Raw genomic sequence first — 17083 nt, 5'->3', positions numbered from 1 at the left:
AATCATTGTTTATACTATGTTGCCTGAACCAGCTTGATTCCTATGATGGGCAATCTCTCCCAAAGATCATCATATTGATCAAATAGCATTGCAGTCTTCCATTCCAAACTTGTGGTATCAATACTAAATTCAATGCTACTCCAATCTTCCCTTTCTTGATCTATTTTGCGTAGGCGTGGTGCCGGAATATGAAATCTGCCGCCATCAGTAGTCACAAACAAACTAGATTTTAATAAAGTTGCGCCCAACCAATACTCAACCTGAAAGCTTGTCGCATGAGGATCGGGAAATCTTTGCGCCCAAGGTTCGCGGTAATCGTCATTAATCATTCTTCCCATCTTAATAACGAATTGAGATTGGTAGCGATGCCTAATGTATTCGTCTCCTTGTACTTTTATCCAATTCTCCGGAACATCCAATAATTTGGAAAATACTGCGAGAGGATCTATTTCATCTACGTTTTGCAGTAAAGTGCCTTCTTCTACTTCTCGCTGGGCTGACATTTCTGCCTGCCTTTTCCATTCCTTGAGCAATTCAATTGTGTATCTTCGTTCATCACTATCAATCAACTTGGAACATGATTGACAAAGCCAAATGCCATTTTCAACAGATTTTCGCTGCTCAGGCGATAGACTCGGATTATAGCGCGGCCCCCCAGGCGATGCGGCAGTTATATGAGACGCGACACCGATATTGATTGCTTTTGCAGGGTCGGTTTGGGGACCACTAGTAAGCTTTCGGCATTTTGGATTGGAACACCGCAAACCTACCCGACGCGCAAGAATGTTTTTTGTTTTATCATCAAAATCATCGCGCATATTGTGTAATCCAGGCTAATCGAAATTTGATTTGTCTTTTGGATTATTTTAAATACTGCTCATCCACCGGCACTTTCATCGCGGTTGACAGCGCGTTCGTTTCGCTCGCCATGCCGACGACCGCGAGCAATTCCGCGTACTGTTCCGGCGTCATTCCTTTCGCGAACGCGGATGCGGTGTGCGAGTGAATACAGTAATCGCAATTGTTCGCAACTGAGACCGCGATGTAAAGCATCTCTTTCGTCAGCGCGTCGAGCGTGCCGGGTTGCATCACTTGTTTCAAATCATCCCAGGTTCGCTTGAGCGTTGTCGGCTGATTCGCCAGCGCCTTCCAAAAATTGTTCACGTCCTTGACGTTACGCGTGCGCTTGATGTCGTCGAAGACTGTTTTCACTTCGTCCGACGCGTTTTCGTATTCGATAAGTTGGACAGTTGACATGGATTACTCCTTACATTTGCACAATGATTCTAGTATTCCAATTGGTTCGTCCTCGAACCAGAGAAATAGTTCATTAATCACCAGGCGTAGACCGATGTTTCCAATAATCTATCATTCGTAATATGTATTCGCCCATACATGCAAGCAATTCTTGATGTATTACTTCGCCGTTGAGATATGAGGAACGAGTAAATTCTAACGTCTCATTATAAGCCATGTCTGAGTGTACTGATTCCTTATCTGCTACCGATCGAATTAGTTCGCGCACAGTCATCCATTTCTTAAAAATCGGTTGGTCAAGCCATTCTTCAAGTGGTATTGGAGTCAACTGTTCATTGAACAGTTGCGTGATTCTTGCTCCATCTTCACCCACATAGACTTGAAAAGGTTGCTGGAAAACTATGTCATCGCTAAAAGATTTGCCAAATTTTTCTTTCCATATCAGATCAAGACGTTTGTTGCGCGCATATCCCGTCATCGGGTGAAGATGAATGCCACCAAACAATCGCGGCAACAACGAATTCTTGCCATCACACAACAATAGGCGTAATTGTGCGGCAACAACTCGGTATAGCTGTTTTTCACCCTGCCTATAAAGAGCCAGGTTGGTTCTCATGATCTGAACAGTTGCAGCTAAATCGTCTTCGGCTTTTTTCGCAAATTGGTTCATATTTGATTTTATCCACTCTATTTTGCCAACTATAACAGCCGATAATAAAAGGCGGAGGTATCCAACGCGCCGTTCGCACCCTCCGCGTACTGCGGAATCAGACCGGCGCGCGTATATCCCAGTTTGGTGTACAACTTTTCCGATGGATCGCCCGCGCGCGTATCCAGCACGAGCGTTGTGCGCTTGGCTTGCATCGCTTCGCGCTCAAGCGCGCGCATCAACGCTTCGCCGATGCCGTGCCGACGCCACGCGGTATGCACGAGCAGTTTCATCACTTCGGCGCGATGCAATCCGTTCTGCCGCGTGCACAAATCCAACTGTACTGTGCCGACCAACCTGGAATCGTTGCGCGCGACGAGCAGGATGCGCGATCGTTTTTCGATGGCGCGCGCCACATCCAACCAGTACTCGCGCGCGATCTGTTCGTCGAGCGGCGGCAGGAAACCGACCGACGCGCCAGAATCAACCGAATCGCGCAACAGTCCGATTAATTCCGGCAATGCAATTTGCGCTTGCGTACGATCGAGATGTTCGGTGGTGAACATGCCCACGCCTAAATCATAAATCAGAAAATCGTGAGATAGAGATACCGGTGAAAATGCTCCAGCCCATCACATTCCGCGAGACGATTCTTGAACAAAAAGTCATTGCCTTCTGCGCGAAACTGCGACTCGAGTTCCAATAACGTTTGCTTCTTCTTGCGCCAATGTTCCCGGTTCTGTTCCGAAAGGTCGCACACCGAGTACGCGATTCCCAGGTTGGTCAGGGCTTGCGCCAACGCAGTTTGATCCGCGGAATTATTTGGCGGACAGTGCGCGAACAACCCCATTCTGCCTTGTGGCTTGAGATGATCGAGAAACACTTGCAGAACGGCGCGCTGTTCGCGCACAAAGAAAATGCTGTCTATTGCCACGATGCGGTCGAATTTTTCTCCCGGAAATTTTGCCGGATTGCGTTCGACATCCACGCATACGAAATCCAACCGCGCACGCTTGTCCGGCGTGCGCGCACACGCGAGCTCAATCGCGCGATCGGCGATATCCACGCCCACTACCCGCGTTCGAGTCGTGTCCGAGATGTACTCCGCAATGCGCCCGTCGCCGCAACCAAAATCGAGCAAGGTCATCCCGGCTTGCACGTCCAGCGCATCCAACAAGAGATGAATTTGTGCCATATCGGTCATCCCATGCTGGCACAAGTCTTTGCCGTACACGCGCGCGCAAAAAAGTGAGTGCGCTGGGCTGCGCAATACGGCTTGATAATACGCGTTGTAAAACCACGCGTGCAGCGAGTACGTGTTGGCAATCTCGCGCACCCGTGTCGCGCCAAGTGTGGTTAAGCGAAACGATTCAACCGAACCCTCGGCGAGTTTTCGTTCAAGCAAACTTGAGACGAGCGCGTCGTAATTCCGCGCAACATTCGGCAATTTCATTTCGGCGAACGGCACGAGGGTCGCGCGTCCGAGCGGTTGGTTGGTTTGCGTCAAGCGATTCACCAACAATATCAACCCAATGAGGTCTTGGTCGGTCATTTGTGAGTCGGCTCTAATTTGCGAATAACCCGGCACGGATTGCCCGCGGCGAACACATCCGCCGGAATATCTTTGGTGACGACACTGCCCGCACCAATCACCGTGCGGTCACCGATCATGATCCCAGGACAGAGAATCGCGCCGCCGCCGATCCACGCGTGCGAGCCAATCGTGATCGGCTTGGCGAACTCTGCGCCCTGTGCGCGCTCAGCCCAATCGAGCGGATGCGTTGCGGTGTAGATTTGCACGCTCGGTCCAAAAATTGTGCGGTCGCCGATTTTTACCGGGGCAACGTCGAGCACGACGCAGTTGAAATTAAAGTACACGCTGTCGCCGAGCGTGATGTTGCTCCCATAATCGCAATAAAACGGCGGCTCGATCCAGAGTCGCTCGCCGTGCGCGCCGAACAATTCGTCGAGGATTTTCTGGCGCACCTCGGTTTCATCATCCTGGGAATCGTTGAACTGTTTGAGCAAGAGCCGGCATCGGCGTCGCTCGGCAGAGAGTTGTGGATCGGTCGCGAGGTACAATTCGCCCGCGAGCATTTTTTCTTTTTCTGTTTTCATAGAATTGCGAATAGCGGATAGCGGATAGCGGATAGCAAATCGCCATTTGCCATTCGCTATCCGCGAGTCTCTACGCGTCCACCGGTTTGCGCGGTTCCGCCTTGCCCACCGTCTCACCGAGCAACACGGATTTTTGGTACGCTGCCCAGACTGCTTTCGATAACACGGTACGGAGCGAACCTTTTTCCATTTGATAGATCGCTTCGGCGGATGTGCCGCCCGGCGACGTGACCATGTTCCGCAACTCGGCTGGATGCTTGCCGGTTTTTTCCGCGAACAAAATCGAACCGCGCATCGTTTCGAGTACAATGTCGTGCGCTTGATCGCGCGAAAAGCCGAGATGCACCGCCGCGTCAATCAACGCTTCGAGGACGAGGAACGTGTACGTCGGTCCCGTGCCGCTCACCGCTGTCGCCATGTCGAGATATTTTTCTTCGTCCATGAACATTTCTTTGCCGAGCGCCTGAAAGATCGCGCGTGCCTGTTCGCGTTGCGATTCGCTCACATGCGCGGTCGCCGTCCACACGGTCATCCCCGCGCCGATCTGCGCCGGCGTGTTCGGCATCGAGCGTACGACCGCGTTGTGCCCCAGCCCCGCGCTCAATGTCGCGATGCGTCCGCCGGCGATGATCGAGACGACGAGTTGATCGTCGCGCAGTTGCCCGCGCAATTCCGGCAGAACGCGCGTCAGCACCTGGGGCTTGATCGAAAGGACAATTGTTTCCGCCGCATGAACGGCTTGGCGATTGTCGGCGGTCGTGCGAATGTGATAACGCGCGGTGAGTTCCGCGCGGCGTTTCTCGCGCGGTTCGCTCGCGATGATCTTGTCCGGCGTGACGAGTTGGCGTTCGAGCAATCCGCCGAACATGGCTTCTGCCATCACGCCGCCGCCGATGAACGCGATTGAATTTAACATGGGGTCTCCTTGAAATGTTTCCGGGTTGAAAGGTAGGGGCGACGCATTTGCCACAATTGATTCTTCAACAAGTCGGTTTCCATTTGAAAAGCGATCTGCGCGAGCTGAACGCTTCATGCAATTGTTTCGCCCCTACTGCCATACCACGCCGCTCGATATCATGTCGTATTCGTCGCCCGCGCGAAACACGTCACGAAAAATTCGCTCGACTTCTTGCGCGAGCATTGCGACATCGCCCGTGAATTCCTTGTGCGGATTCGATTGATGATGCGGCGAGGGAATTTCGTAGCCGAGCGCGCGTAACGCCGCGACCTGTTCCGCGTCGAGCGAGTGCGTGTTCCAACCCTCGGAACGATTGCTCACCTCGCACAACAGCGGTTCGCCGGGTCGCGTGCAACTGAACTGCGCGAACGAGTCTTCATCGTGCGCGAGATTGAAAATCACTATCGCGTCCTGGGCTTGCCTCAGCGCGTTGAGATCGCGCGTAATAATTGCGATTCGTTCCTCGTGGGTCATATAAAAACCTTGACCGCCGACCGCCGACCACTGCCGCAGTTTTCTCGGCGGTCAGCGGTCATCCGTCGGCGGTCACTTTCACTTTAACTCAAGTGATTTTGTGTCCACCACGCGCCGCGCCAACGCGATGAATTGTTCGAGCGGCATCGCTTTGAGATCCTCGCCGCTGCGCAAGCGCACCGCGACCGCGTTCGCTTCTGATTCCTTGTCGCCCATCACGAGGATGTACGGAATTTTTTGCAGCGTCGCGTCGCGAATTTTCGCGTTCATCCGATCGCCGCGTCCGTCAATCTCGACGCGCAATCCTTCCGCTTTGAGTCGCGCCGCGACCTTGCGCGCGTACTCGGCGTGACGATCCGCAATCGGCACGAGCATCGCTTGAACCGGCGCGAGCCAGGCGGGGAACGCGCCGGCAAAATGCTCGATCAACACGCCGAGGAAACGCTCCGTCGAACCCGTGACCGCGCGGTGAATCAACACCGGTGTGCGCGGCGAACCATCCTCCGCGATGTACTCGCACCCGAGACGCGCCGGCTGGATGAAATCAACTTGAATCGTCGAGAGTTGCCACTCGCGCCCCAGGACATCGCGCGCGATGAAATCGGCTTTCGGTCCGTAGAACGCGGCTTCGCCTTCCGCGACAAAGTACTCGACCTTGTTCGCGTCGAGCGACGCGCGCAACGCGTTCGTCGCCTTGTCCCATTTTTCATCATCCTGCACGTACTTGCCCGTCGTGCCGCGCAGCGACAAGCGCACCTTGTAATCCGTGAACGCGTATGTGCTGAGAATCTCGCGGATCAAATTGAGCGCGAGCGTGAACTCGCTTTCGATTTGGTCTTCCGTGCAAAACACGTGACAATCGTCTTGCGTGAGCGCGCGCACGCGCGTCAAGCCGGACAACTCGCCGCGTTTTTCATAGCGATAAAGCGTCGCGAATTCGGCATAGCGCAACGGGAATTCGCGGTACGAGTGCTTGCCGATTTCGTTGAACAACGTCATGTGGCTGGGACAGTTCATCGGCTTGAGCCGCAGAACCATGTCTTCGTCCACCATCGGCGGGAACATCGCGTCCTGATAATTATCATAATGACCCGACTTGTGATACAGGTCTTCCTTGACCATGTGTCCTGTCCAGACGTGCTGATAGCCATAGCGTGTCTGCGTTTCGCGCACGTACGTTTCCATCAGGTAGCGCACGATTTCGCCCTTGGGTGCGAAGAGCGGCAACCCAGGACCGATGTCATCGGAAAAGTAGAACAGGTTGAGTTCGCGACCCAGTTTGCGGTGATCGCGTTTCTTGGCTTCTTCGAGTCGCCACAAGTAATCGTCCAGTTCTTGTTTCGTCGCGAACACCGTCCCATAGACGCGCGTGAGCATCGGATTCTTTTCGCTGCCGCGCCAGTACGCGCCCGCAATCGAAAGCAGTTTGAAGGCGTCGAGCGGAATTTCGCCCGTGTTCGCAATATGCGGACCGCGACACAGGTCAACGAATTTATCGTGCGTGTACGTCGAGACGCTCGTCGCCGCGTTCGCGCCCGAGTTGCCGTGTTCGTCCAGTTCGCCGCGCGCGAGTGCGTTGATCTGATCCACCTTGAACGGCTGGTCGGCGAATTGTTGGCGCGCCGCGTCAATCGCGAGTTCCGCGCGCACGAACGGCGACTTGCTCGCGATGATCGCTTTCATCCGCGCTTCGATCATCGGCAAATCGTCCGGCGTCAGCGGACGCGGCAGTTGAAAGTCGTAGTAAAAACCTTCTTCGATTGCCGGACCGAAACCGAATTTCGTGCCCGGCAAAATTTCCATCACGGCGCTCGCGAGGACGTGCGCCGTCGAGTGACGGAGTGTGTGTAGTTGGTCGTCCATTCTAGTCTCCATTCACCACCCAGAGGTGGTTGTGATTTTTTTCGAGGCGCGTGGTATCAGTGTCATCGCCAGTCACGGCAACCACCTCCTTTGATAAAAAGATAAATTCATTTTGCAAACAACAGCGGGAGCAAAAATCCGATTGCAAACGTTAGCACTGTCGCGGCTCCCCAGAACAACGGCGAAATTTTCCATCCGTTCAAAAACAATCCTAGTAATACGGTTAGTCCAAGTACCGCAAAAATAATCCCAGAGAGCAATCGTGCGCGAGTTGCCGCGCCAGTAATCTGTGCCGGCGTCTCGCGTGTTTCCAAACGAACGGTCTGCGGCTTGTACGGTCGCGTAACGGTACCCCACCACTCATTCACGCGGAAACTCAGCAAGCCCATAATCGCGGCGGCTACCAGCCCTCCGATGAAGGAGAGCATTTCGACGCGATAACCCAACAGGTTGATTACGATGAAAACAAAGGCAGTGCCCAGAATCAAGAACACGATCGAACGCAATAGATTGAGCATACGGGTGACCTCGACGCTGAAAGTAACCAGGGACCAAGTCACGCGCAGATTTGGCAAAATTAGATTTGTGTTTTATAATAGAACAAATGTCTTATTTAGGCGGTTTGAAAATTGAACTGGTTCGATCTTCCGGCGTACATTGATCCGATTGAGCGGGTCGAGGGCGCACTCTCGACGTTCATCAACGCGGACTGGGTTGGCGCGTTTCGCCGCGATGGATTTGCCGGCGTGCTCTCTGAATTTTCCGCGTGCGTATTCTCCGAAAACGCGCCGACGATTCGCGTCGCGCGCGGGTCGCATTGGAGCGGGATGGATATCGAGCGACTGTTAGCGCGCCACGGCGTCAAGGTCTGGGATCGCGGCATTGCCGGCGACGATCTATATTTTTGCGTCAAGCGCCGCCAAGTCGTGTGGGCAGAGTACCTGCTCTTGCGCGCCGGTGTGCCCGTCACCAGTCCGCTCGTTGACCCGCGCAATGCCGAGTACGCCGAACGTTATCCCCCAGGTTCCGAGCCACCGGCGCGCCAAGCCCAACCGGATTGGCTTGAGCAAATTCTCGCGTGGCTGCGCTAACTCAATCCTCTTTCTCCACCGTAAAGAAATCACTCGTCTCCACAAGCATGTACGTTTCGAGGTACGCGGTCGCGTCGTCGTGTTTCGCCACGCGCACCGCGAGTCCGCGATTCGCGACCGCTTCGGTCAACTCGCCCAACTGCATCAAGGTGCGCGAGACCGAGAGCAAACGAATGAGATGTTCCGCCCAGCGTCCGGCGTACACGCGGCGATTCTCTTCGCCGCGCGTGCCGATCTCCGGCGATTTCACGACCGCGATATCATCCGCGCTGATTTCGCCTTCGACCAGGATTTCCGGCGCGCGGAACATGCCAAAGTTATGTTGATCGTATGGCACGGCGAGTTTTTCGTACGCCGCGACGAGCTGTTCGGCGACGGGCGCGTTCTTGGGTTGCCCGCGTCCGATGTGATTGACGTAAGCCGCCATCGCAAATTCCATCGGCGCGACGCGACAGCGCGCCACGTCCACTTTGGCGCGCAAGCAAACGTACTTGGGATTTTCGTTGTAACCCATCACGTCAAAGTCCGGCGAGAACCAACCGAACACCGATTTCTCGCGCAACGGCGAGTTGATGATGATCGAGCGCGCACCTGGTTTCAAGCCCTCGTCCGAAATCGCGTCCAGGTCTTCAGCGCGTGCGTAATGATAAACGTCAATCGTTGCCACTCTTGCTCCTTTCAAATTTGGAGGTTAGAGGTTGGAAATTGGAAATTAGATGGTAGTTGCAGGTATCCAACCTCCAATTTCCAACTTCCAACCGCCAACTTCTATATGAACTTTTTTGCGACCAACAATTCCGCATTCAACAGTGTGCCCCCCGCCGCGCCGCGAATCGTGTTGTGCCCGAGCACGAGAAATTTGTAATCGAGCACGTTGCACTCGCGAATGCGCCCGACGACCGACGACATGCCGCGTCCTTCATCGCGATCCAAACGCGGCTGCGGACGATCGGGTTCGTCGCGCACGACAATCGGATGTTCCGGTGCGGTCGGCAGTTTTAACGCTTGCGGCTCACTGGTGAATTGTATCATCGCGTTACGCACTTGGTCAAGTGTCGGTTTGGTCAAAAATTCGACGGACGCGGCTTCCAAATGTCCATCCCAGGTGGCGACACGATTGCAACTCGCACTGATGCGAATGTCGGCGTTGGATACGCGGTTGCCTTCGAGTTTGCCCAGAATCTTCAATGGTTCCGCTTCCAACTTTTTCTCTTCGCCGCCGATGTATGGAATCACGTTATCGAGAATATCGAGCGAGGGCACGCCGGGATAACCCGCACCGCTCAACGCTTGCATCGTCGTGACGACGACGCGGCGCAGACCGAACGCGTCGTCGAGCGGCTTGAGCGCGAGCGTGATGTGAATCGTCGAGCAGTTGGGATTGCAGATGATCGCGCCTTTTCGTCGCGCGCGTTGCACGCGCACCAGATTGAGATGACCTGGGTTCACTTCGGGAATCACGAGCGGCACGTCCGCGTCCATGCGGTGCGGCGACGCGTTGCTCGAAATGAGATAACCCGCGTCCGCAAAATTATCTTCAATCGTGCTCGCCACATCGCTCGGCAACGCGGAGAAAACGATTGCCGCGTCCATCGGCGGTTCGCACGGCTGGACGACCAGCGCGCGCACGACATCGGGAATCGGCGTCGGCAATTGCCACTTGACCGCGTCCGCATATTTTTTTCCGGCAGAATTATCGCTCGCCGCGAGCGCGCTGATTTCGAACCAGGGATGATTGTCGAGCAATTGAATCAAACGTTGACCGACTAGACCGGTTGCGCCAAGTACTGCAACTGGGAATTTTGACATGGTTACCTCCAAGTGCGCTAGTGCGATAGTTCAATAGTGCGTTAGTTCTCGCCATCAGCACGACTATCGCACTATCGCACTATCGTACTATTGCACTAAAAAACTACTATGAATTGCTTTCACCGCCGCGTCCGCATCTTGTTCTTCGACGACGACGGACAAGTTGTACTCGGACGAACCTTGCGCGATGGATATGATATTCATCTGATGTTCGCCCAGCGCGCCGAACACCTTTGCCGCGATGCCAGGGGTGTTCTTCATTCCCGCGCCGACGATCGCGATGATCGCGATTTTTTCTTGAGCGGAGATGCGGTCAATGTTGTGACGCAATCGTTCCAGTTCGAATTCTTTTTCGAGCGCCGCCGTCGCGCGCGCGGTCGCGTCCGCTTCGATGATGAAGCAAATATTTTGTTCGGACGACGATTGCGAAATCATCAGCACGCTGATGCTCTCGCGCGCGACCGCCGAAAAAACTTTGGCGGCGACGCCGGGCACGCCTTGCATCCCGCGCCCTTCAACCGTGATGAGACTGAGTTTGCGAATTGCCGTGATCGCTTTGACGGTACGACTATCACTGCGCGGCGCGCGCACGATGCGCGTCCCAGGATGCGTTGGGTTGAACGTGTTGAGAATCAGCACCGGAATGTCGCGCTCGGCGACGGGCACGATGGTTTTCGGATGAATCACCTTCGCGCCAAAGTACGAGAGTTCGGCGGCTTCGGCGTACGCGATTTCGTCAATCGTCTGCGCGTTCGGCACGACGCGCGGGTCGGCGGTCATCACGCCGTTCACGTCGGTCCAAATCCATACTTCGTCCGCGTCGAGCGCCGCGCCCAGGATCGTGCCGGTGTAATCGCTGCCGCCGCGCCCCAGCGTCGTGACGATGCCATCGCGCGTCGCGCCGAGAAAACCGGTTGCGACCGGAATCACGCCCGCGGCGAGGAGTGGCAACAAACGCGCGCGCGATTTTTCGCGCGTCGCGTCTATCAATGGTTCGGCGCATGTGAAATTGTCGTCGGTGACGACCAGCTCGGTCGCTTCAATCGGTTCCGCGCGCGCCCCGCTCTCGCGTAACGCCTGCGCGAGAATCGGCAGGATGAGCCGTTCACCCAGCGATGCAATCGCGTCGAGCGCGCGCGGCGTGAGTTCGCCTAGGATGTGAATGCTGTTGCACAAGGCGAGCAAGCCATCGAGCCGATGCGCGACCTGATCGCGCAACGCCGCGCGGACGAATGTATCGCGTACCGCGTCGTCAATCGCGGCGAGGTGCATCGCGCGCAACGTTTGCTCCGCCGCGCGATAACCTGGGTCGTCGCCCTGCGCCGCTCTGCGCGCCGCGGCGATCAGTGTGTCGGTCACTTTGCTCATCGCGCTCGTTGCCACCACAATCGCGTGGCCCTGGGTCGCATATCCGTGCACGAGTTCCGCGACGTTCTTGATGCGTTTGCCATCGCCGACGGACGTGCCGCCAAATTTCATTACGAGACGCATGTTACCTCCTCGCGTTCCCTCATTTCCTTCAGTTCCCTTGTTTCCGTCCGAGGGAACTGAAGGAAATAAGGGAACTGCGAGATAGGGAAAACAAAAAAACTCTCACATCCTCATTGGGACGAGAGAGTTTCCCGTGGTTCCACCCAGTTTTGCACGCGCGCGTCATTGAGCGTGCACACACTTGTTCTGCCGATAACGGAGCAACCCGATTGGCTCGCAAGGGGTTTTCGTCGAACGCTCGCCGATTGGATTCACAGTCAATGATCCAATCTCCCTGTGACCGCGCTTTCGACTACTCGTCTTGGTCTTTGCCGGCTATTCACTAATTGGTGGGCGGTATAGGGATCGAACCTATGACCTCAGCGATGTCAACGCTGCGCTCTAACCAAACTGAGCTAACCGCCCGAACGTGTCGGCATTATACCACGAAACATTTTTTTGGCAAATCAAATCACAACAATTCCAACTGTGCGCGCGGTTCCGCGACGGGGGGCGTCAATCCTTCGATCAACGCGAGGTCGCTCGGTTCGACGTGTTGCGCGGCGAGCAATTTTGCCGCGAACGGCACGCGCACGAAATGCCAGCCGGCTTCGTGGAACGCATCGGCGCGGTGCGGCAAGCAGCGCGTTTTCGCGCCGAGCAACGCGACCTGGGTTTCTGGCACGACCACATACCCGCGCGCGGGCGCGATGTGAACCTGCGCCAGGTCGGTGAACTGAGCACGCGCGCGCCACACGAATCCACACGCGAGATCGTTGTCTTTCAGCCACATTAAATCAAATTGCGAATTAGGCGCATCTGCAATCTGCGATTTGCCATTCGCCATTTGCCATCTGCCATCTGCTGCCTGTACCTGGTATCCCAATCGTTCGCCCAAGCGCGCGAGCACATCGAGCGCGTGCGCGCGTTTGGTCGCGTCATCGCCGCGCCAATGCCACGCGCCTTCCCGCACGTCCGCGTACGCCGACGCACACACCGCGATCATTCCGGCGTCCGGCGTGAGGTCGCCGGGAAAGGCGCGATAGATTGCGTCTTCCAATTCCGCACACGCGACGGGTGCGCCGCGCGCCAAAATTTCGCGCACGGCGTCCTCAACGCGTTCGATGAGCGGCGGCGCGGTCGGTGTGTGCGTGAGCCACAGTAATTGCGTTTGGCTGTGATAGTGATCGAAATCGTGCGCGTATCCTTCGCGCAACCCGGTGACGACCGCGTCGTGCACGAGTTTGCCGGGCGGTGTGCGAAACTTGGTTCGCATTGCCTGCGCGAGCAAGCCAGCGCGCGCGAGTTGTTGATACGCCGCGTGATGCAAATGCGAAAACGTCAGCGGATCGGCGCGACGCGCGAATACGGTGCGCGCTGCGTCCAGCGTCGTTGCGCGAATCGCCGCGTCGAGCGCGCGCGCGTCGAGCGGTTCACCCAGGTTGGGCGCGCCGCGCGTGAATGTGACGCGATACTCGCCGCGCACATCGTCGAACTCGCGCTTGGGAAACTCGCCTAGACGCGGTTGATAGAGCAGGGCTTCCAAATTGAACGACGCGCCGGCGGACGCGAGCAAAAGCGATTCGATCACCTCGTGCCAGGTCTCGTTGAACGCGAACACGATGTGCGCGTCCGCACGCGCAAGTTTGGCGAGCGCGTTCATCGAGCCGGCGAGCGAATCGAAATACCAGCGGCGTTCCCACGCCGCGTCCTTCCCGGTCGCGAGAAACGGCGCGAGCGATTGCGCCGCCGCGCGACCCAGGACCCACGCGCCCCACAAGTAACTCAGCGTCCACACGGCGATGCGCCGCGTCGGCAACGCGCCGATGACGAGCGCGGCAGACTCGGGTGTGTGTGCGCGCGCGAGTGACCGCGCGCTGGCGTGCCCGATAAACACCTGGGCATCTTCGATGGCGCGGGGTGATTCGGCAAGGTCGAGCGGCGCTTCGCCGCGCCCCAGTTCGCGCGCGGCGAGTTCGATCTCGCGCCACAGGTTGAGTTCGACGAATTGTTTGTGCGCGGTCAGTCGGGCGCGCGTATCCGGTTTCGCATCGGCGTAAAACGACGCGCCGCGGTCGAGCAAGTGGAGCAAGAGCAAGAGCAAAATATCGCGCTCGCGCGTTGCGTGAAAGAGCGAATCAATTTTTTGCGTCAACGTCACGAGCGCGTACAGATTGCGCGGCGTGTACACGTCGAGCATTTTACGGATGCGTTCGTCGTGCGCGTGATCGTCGGGCGCGACGCGCTCGAACGCGAGGTGAAAGTGCAAGCCGCGTGCCTGGAATGCGGACGCGCGTTGCAGGTCGCTCTCGTCCGGCGGATCGTCGCGCGTTGCACCGCAATGCGCGCACGTATAGTGGCGCGTCGTAATGCCCGCGCCGCGCGTGTGGACAAAGTATTCGACCGGCGTCGCATGACTGCACGCCGCGCACGTCGTCGCGTACAGTTGGTTGAGATGCGCGCGGAGCGATGTATCGTCTTTGCGCGCATCGCCAAGCTGAGCGAGCGCTGCGTCAATCTGGGATGCGCCGGGCAAAGTTGCCATCGCGCGCGCGAGCCATGCCCAGAGCGGATTCGCTTCCATCGCGATGACGCGGCGGTTGAGCGCGTGCGCGACGCGCGCAATCGTCGGCGAACACGCGAACGGCGTGAGCACTAAATCGCCGGGCGCGGTGAGCTGTTCGATATAGGCGCGCGCGACGCTCGCGGAGGAGAGCGGCAAGTAGCTGGCGAGTGGATAGAACGCGCGCGGGTCGCGGTCGGGCACGAAATAATCGAGTTGATTCATCGCGCCAAGTATAGCACATTTTCCAACCTTGCGAAGGTTCAAAACCTTCGCGAGGTTGGATGACAAAGCCCAGGCAATGTGCGTCTTGCAAATCTTTAGCGATTCGGTATAATTGCTTCACGATTGCCGCGCTCTGCGCGCGGTCGCCTTAAGGAGGAATCGAGTGAATAGACAATTAACCGGATTGCTCGCCGTGATGTTGCTGCTCGTGCTTGCCGCGTGTTCTTCGCCGACGCCCGCCCCGTTGCCCGAACCGACGGCGGTGGCAGTGCCAACTCAACCGAGCGCGCCGAATCCGACGAAACCTGCGGCAACCGCGCCGACGGTCGCGCCGACGAGTGTCGCCAAGCCGACGACGCCTGCCACGCCGGTCAAAGCCGCGTTGACGTGCCCGCCCGCCGCGGCGCTCCCGGCGAACGCGCAACTTGCCGCGCGCGTGAATGGGCAAGGCATTTCACTCGATCTCTACAATCGCCAAATGAATCAAGCCCAGGTCGCGCTCGTGCAAAACGGGGGACTCGATCCCAAGAGCGCGCAAGGCATCGAAGCGATCAAAAGTTTGAAGCAACAAGTGCTCGATCAAATGATTGACGAAGTGGTGATCGCGCAACAAGCCAACCGCGAAGGCATTAAGGTGACCGATGAGCAAGCCAACGCGCAACTCGCGCAAATGATTCAAGATGCCGGCACGGTGGACAAGTTGAACGAGTACCTCACCAAGAATCAACTGACGCTTGCTGATTTGTGCGGGCAGATTCGCGGCAATATTCTCGGCGACGCGATGCTGCAACGCGTGACCGGCGCGTTGCCGACGAACGTGCCGCAGGTGCGTGTGCGTCACATCCTCGTCAAGACCGCGCAAGAGGCGACCGCTCTGCGCGAGCAAATTCGCCAGGGCAAGGATTTCGGGGAGATCGCCAAAGTCTCATCCTTGGACGAAGCGACGAAAGCGAACGGCGGCGACCTGGGTTGGCTGCCCAAAGGGGTGATGGATCCGCAATTTGAAGCGGTCGCGTTCCAACTGCGTGCCGGGGAAGTGAGTAGCGTCGTGCAAACTCAGTTCGGTTTTCACATCATCAAGGTCGAAGAGAAAGCAGACTCGCGTGCGCTGCCGCCCGAAGTGCTTCAACGCGCGCGCCAGCAAGCGTTCCTCGCGTGGCTGCAAGCCGTGCGGGACACACTCAAGATCGAGCGGCTTGTCGCGCCGTGAGTCTGCAACCTCCGCCGTTTAGTCCAACGCCGCGGCGTCGTCGCGGCGGTTCACGCATCGCGCCGCTTTTCTTTTTTGCCGGCGGTTGTCTGCTCGTTGTTTTGAGCGGCGTGATTTTTGTCACCGCGTTCTTTTTCCGTTCGAACGACACGTCCGACGCGTTTGCGTGGAGCGCGCCGATGGAGTTGGTAGACGCGCGCGCGCTCGCGCCGGCGACCGCGTTTCTCGCGTTGACGAATGTGGACGCCGCCGAAACTCTTAGCCGCGCGTTGGATAACGGACACTGGGAGAACGCGTACGCGGCGGTGGCGTACGATACGCGTTTAAGTTTTACGACGCGCCTGGGCGCGTTGTTGCAACTCGCGCCGCGCTATAGCGCGCTCAAAGATACGCGTAAAGCGATCGCGTGTTATCAAATCGCGGCGCACTTGGCGACATTCGCACCGGGTTTGTCCGATGTCGCGCGGCTCGACGTGTACGCGCAAGCGAGCGCGGGTTTGCGCGATTTGAACGCGCGTGATGCCGCGCGCTGGGTCACCGACCAGGCGTACATCGTCGCGCAGTCCAGTCCGGCGGTGCCCCGCGATGTGCGCGCGCGCCGCCTCGCGCAAATCGCGGACGCGTATGACGCGCTGGGCGCGGCGCCGCTCGCCACGCAAGCGCGTCTCAAAGCGAGCGAAGCCGCGACAGCGCTCGGCGAAGCCACTGTCACCGCCGTGCAAAATCCCTTCGACCCTCCCGGTGTACCACTCCCGCGCGATGCGGAGTTTGATCGCGTGCGGCAGGGACGCGTGACTGCCGCGCAACAGTTGCAGGACGACATCTTGGACGCGTCGTTTAAGACGATGAGCGCGGTGCCTAAAGATTGGGTTACATCTCTGAGCGACGCACTCACGGATGAAGACCAGATTCGCGCGGACTATTACGATCAGCAACTCGCGCTGGCGAAAGACGACGCGGTGCGCCTGACGTTGTTGCGTGACAAGGTCGCGTGGCTCGCGCTGAAATTGCGCGTGGCGCGCGGCGGATTTGGGGTTGCGTTGATGCCCGCGTGGGAAAAAGACCACAAGGCGATTGCCCAAGCGTTGGGCGATGCGTTCGCCGACCTGTCCCAGGTTTTGGAAGCGCAAGCCGCGCAACAAAAAGAAGTGGGGCGCGCGACGGACGATGTGATTCGCCACGAGTTGAATGCGGCGCGCTGGGGTTGGTTTACCACAGTGCCAGAACAAGATTTGCGCGTGTTGCTCGCTGATAACAATCAACGTCGGAATGATGACGCGTTGCGGCTCGATGCACTCGCGCGTGGCAATCGTGTGGTGTATTGGCTCGTCCCCGCTGAACTGGTCGGGCAGGGCGAAAGAGCGCGACCCAAGTAAGTGCGGCGCGGAGTTTCCGC

General features: G+C 57.3%; 17 protein-coding genes and 1 tRNA gene. 3 read left to right on the top strand and 15 right to left on the bottom strand.

Annotation, left to right across the window (positions count from 1 at the left end; translation table 11 throughout):
* Nucleotides 1–14: 14 nt before the first annotated feature.
* The 10 genes from HY868_10085 to HY868_10040 all read right to left on the bottom strand — a co-directional run bounded on the left by HY868_10085 (nt 15) and on the right by HY868_10040 (nt 7837).
* Nucleotides 15–818, bottom strand: a complete 804-nt coding sequence (locus HY868_10085; GenBank protein ID MBI5302476.1) for a hypothetical protein — start codon at nt 816–818, stop codon at nt 15–17.
* A gap of 43 nt (nt 819–861) precedes the next feature.
* The gene (locus HY868_10080; protein ID MBI5302475.1) at nt 862–1257 is read right to left on the bottom strand and encodes a carboxymuconolactone decarboxylase family protein; all 396 of its coding nucleotides are present in this window, start codon (nt 1255–1257) and stop codon (nt 862–864) included.
* A gap of 73 nt (nt 1258–1330) precedes the next feature.
* Nucleotides 1331–1927, bottom strand: a complete 597-nt coding sequence (locus HY868_10075) for a hypothetical protein (GenBank protein ID MBI5302474.1) — start codon at nt 1925–1927, stop codon at nt 1331–1333.
* 29 nt (nt 1928–1956) lie between these two features.
* Nucleotides 1957–2472, bottom strand: coding sequence for a GNAT family N-acetyltransferase (locus tag HY868_10070; protein ID MBI5302473.1), 516 nt, complete (start codon nt 2470–2472; stop codon nt 1957–1959).
* Between the two features lie 20 nt (nt 2473–2492).
* Nucleotides 2493–3458, bottom strand: coding sequence for a class I SAM-dependent methyltransferase (locus HY868_10065; GenBank protein ID MBI5302472.1), 966 nt, complete (start codon nt 3456–3458; stop codon nt 2493–2495).
* The gene (locus tag HY868_10060) at nt 3455–4024 is read right to left on the bottom strand and encodes a sugar O-acetyltransferase (protein ID MBI5302471.1); all 570 of its coding nucleotides are present in this window, start codon (nt 4022–4024) and stop codon (nt 3455–3457) included. The genes HY868_10065 and HY868_10060 overlap by 4 nt, the downstream gene beginning before the upstream one ends.
* A 70-nt stretch (nt 4025–4094) precedes the next feature.
* The gene (locus HY868_10055) at nt 4095–4940 is read right to left on the bottom strand and encodes a pyrroline-5-carboxylate reductase (GenBank protein MBI5302470.1); all 846 of its coding nucleotides are present in this window, start codon (nt 4938–4940) and stop codon (nt 4095–4097) included.
* A gap of 132 nt (nt 4941–5072) precedes the next feature.
* Nucleotides 5073–5456, bottom strand: a complete 384-nt coding sequence (locus tag HY868_10050) for a hypothetical protein (GenBank protein MBI5302469.1) — start codon at nt 5454–5456, stop codon at nt 5073–5075.
* Between the two features lie 78 nt (nt 5457–5534).
* Nucleotides 5535–7331, bottom strand: coding sequence for a threonine--tRNA ligase (locus HY868_10045; protein MBI5302468.1), 1797 nt, complete (start codon nt 7329–7331; stop codon nt 5535–5537).
* Between the two features lie 95 nt (nt 7332–7426).
* Nucleotides 7427–7837, bottom strand: a complete 411-nt coding sequence (locus tag HY868_10040; GenBank protein MBI5302467.1) for a hypothetical protein — start codon at nt 7835–7837, stop codon at nt 7427–7429.
* A gap of 111 nt (nt 7838–7948) precedes the next feature.
* Between HY868_10040 and HY868_10035 the strand changes: the two genes are divergently transcribed.
* Entirely contained in the window at nt 7949–8410 is a 462-nt protein-coding gene (locus HY868_10035) for a hypothetical protein (GenBank protein MBI5302466.1), read from the top strand.
* Between the two features lies 1 nt (nt 8411).
* Here the strand turns inward: HY868_10035 and HY868_10030 are convergent, their stop codons facing one another.
* The 5 genes from HY868_10030 to HY868_10010 form a co-directional block, all read right to left on the bottom strand.
* The gene (locus HY868_10030; GenBank protein MBI5302465.1) at nt 8412–9077 is read right to left on the bottom strand and encodes a hypothetical protein; all 666 of its coding nucleotides are present in this window, start codon (nt 9075–9077) and stop codon (nt 8412–8414) included.
* 101 nt (nt 9078–9178) lie between these two features.
* Nucleotides 9179–10219: an aspartate-semialdehyde dehydrogenase gene (gene asd, locus HY868_10025; GenBank protein MBI5302464.1), complete on the bottom strand. Its 1041-nt coding sequence runs from the start codon at nt 10217–10219 to the stop codon at nt 9179–9181.
* An 87-nt stretch (nt 10220–10306) separates the two neighbouring features.
* Entirely contained in the window at nt 10307–11710 is a 1404-nt protein-coding gene (locus tag HY868_10020; GenBank protein ID MBI5302463.1) for an aspartate kinase, read from the bottom strand.
* A gap of 327 nt (nt 11711–12037) precedes the next feature.
* Nucleotides 12038–12115 (bottom strand) — tRNA-Val (locus tag HY868_10015).
* A gap of 46 nt (nt 12116–12161) precedes the next feature.
* Nucleotides 12162–14477 carry a hypothetical protein gene (locus HY868_10010; GenBank protein MBI5302462.1) on the bottom strand — a complete coding sequence of 772 codons (2316 nt, stop codon included), beginning with the start codon at nt 14475–14477 and terminating at the stop codon, nt 12162–12164.
* A 163-nt stretch (nt 14478–14640) separates the two neighbouring features.
* Here HY868_10010 and HY868_10005 point away from each other — a divergent pair, with 163 nt between their 5' ends.
* The gene (locus HY868_10005; protein ID MBI5302461.1) at nt 14641–15687 is read left to right on the top strand and encodes a peptidylprolyl isomerase; all 1047 of its coding nucleotides are present in this window, start codon (nt 14641–14643) and stop codon (nt 15685–15687) included.
* On the top strand, nt 15684–17063 hold the full coding sequence (locus HY868_10000) for a hypothetical protein (protein MBI5302460.1): 1380 nt from the start codon (nt 15684–15686) through the stop codon (nt 17061–17063). Before HY868_10005 ends, HY868_10000 begins: the two co-directional genes overlap by 4 nt.
* The last annotated feature ends 20 nt before the right edge of the window (nt 17064–17083 follow it).

The sequence above is a fragment of the Chloroflexota bacterium genome (genome assembly GCA_016219275.1).
GTDB lineage: Bacteria > Chloroflexota > Anaerolineae > UBA4142 > UBA4142 > JACRBM01.
The sequence above is the reverse complement of the archived record's forward strand: the minus strand, read 5'-3'. Positions and strand labels throughout refer to the sequence as shown.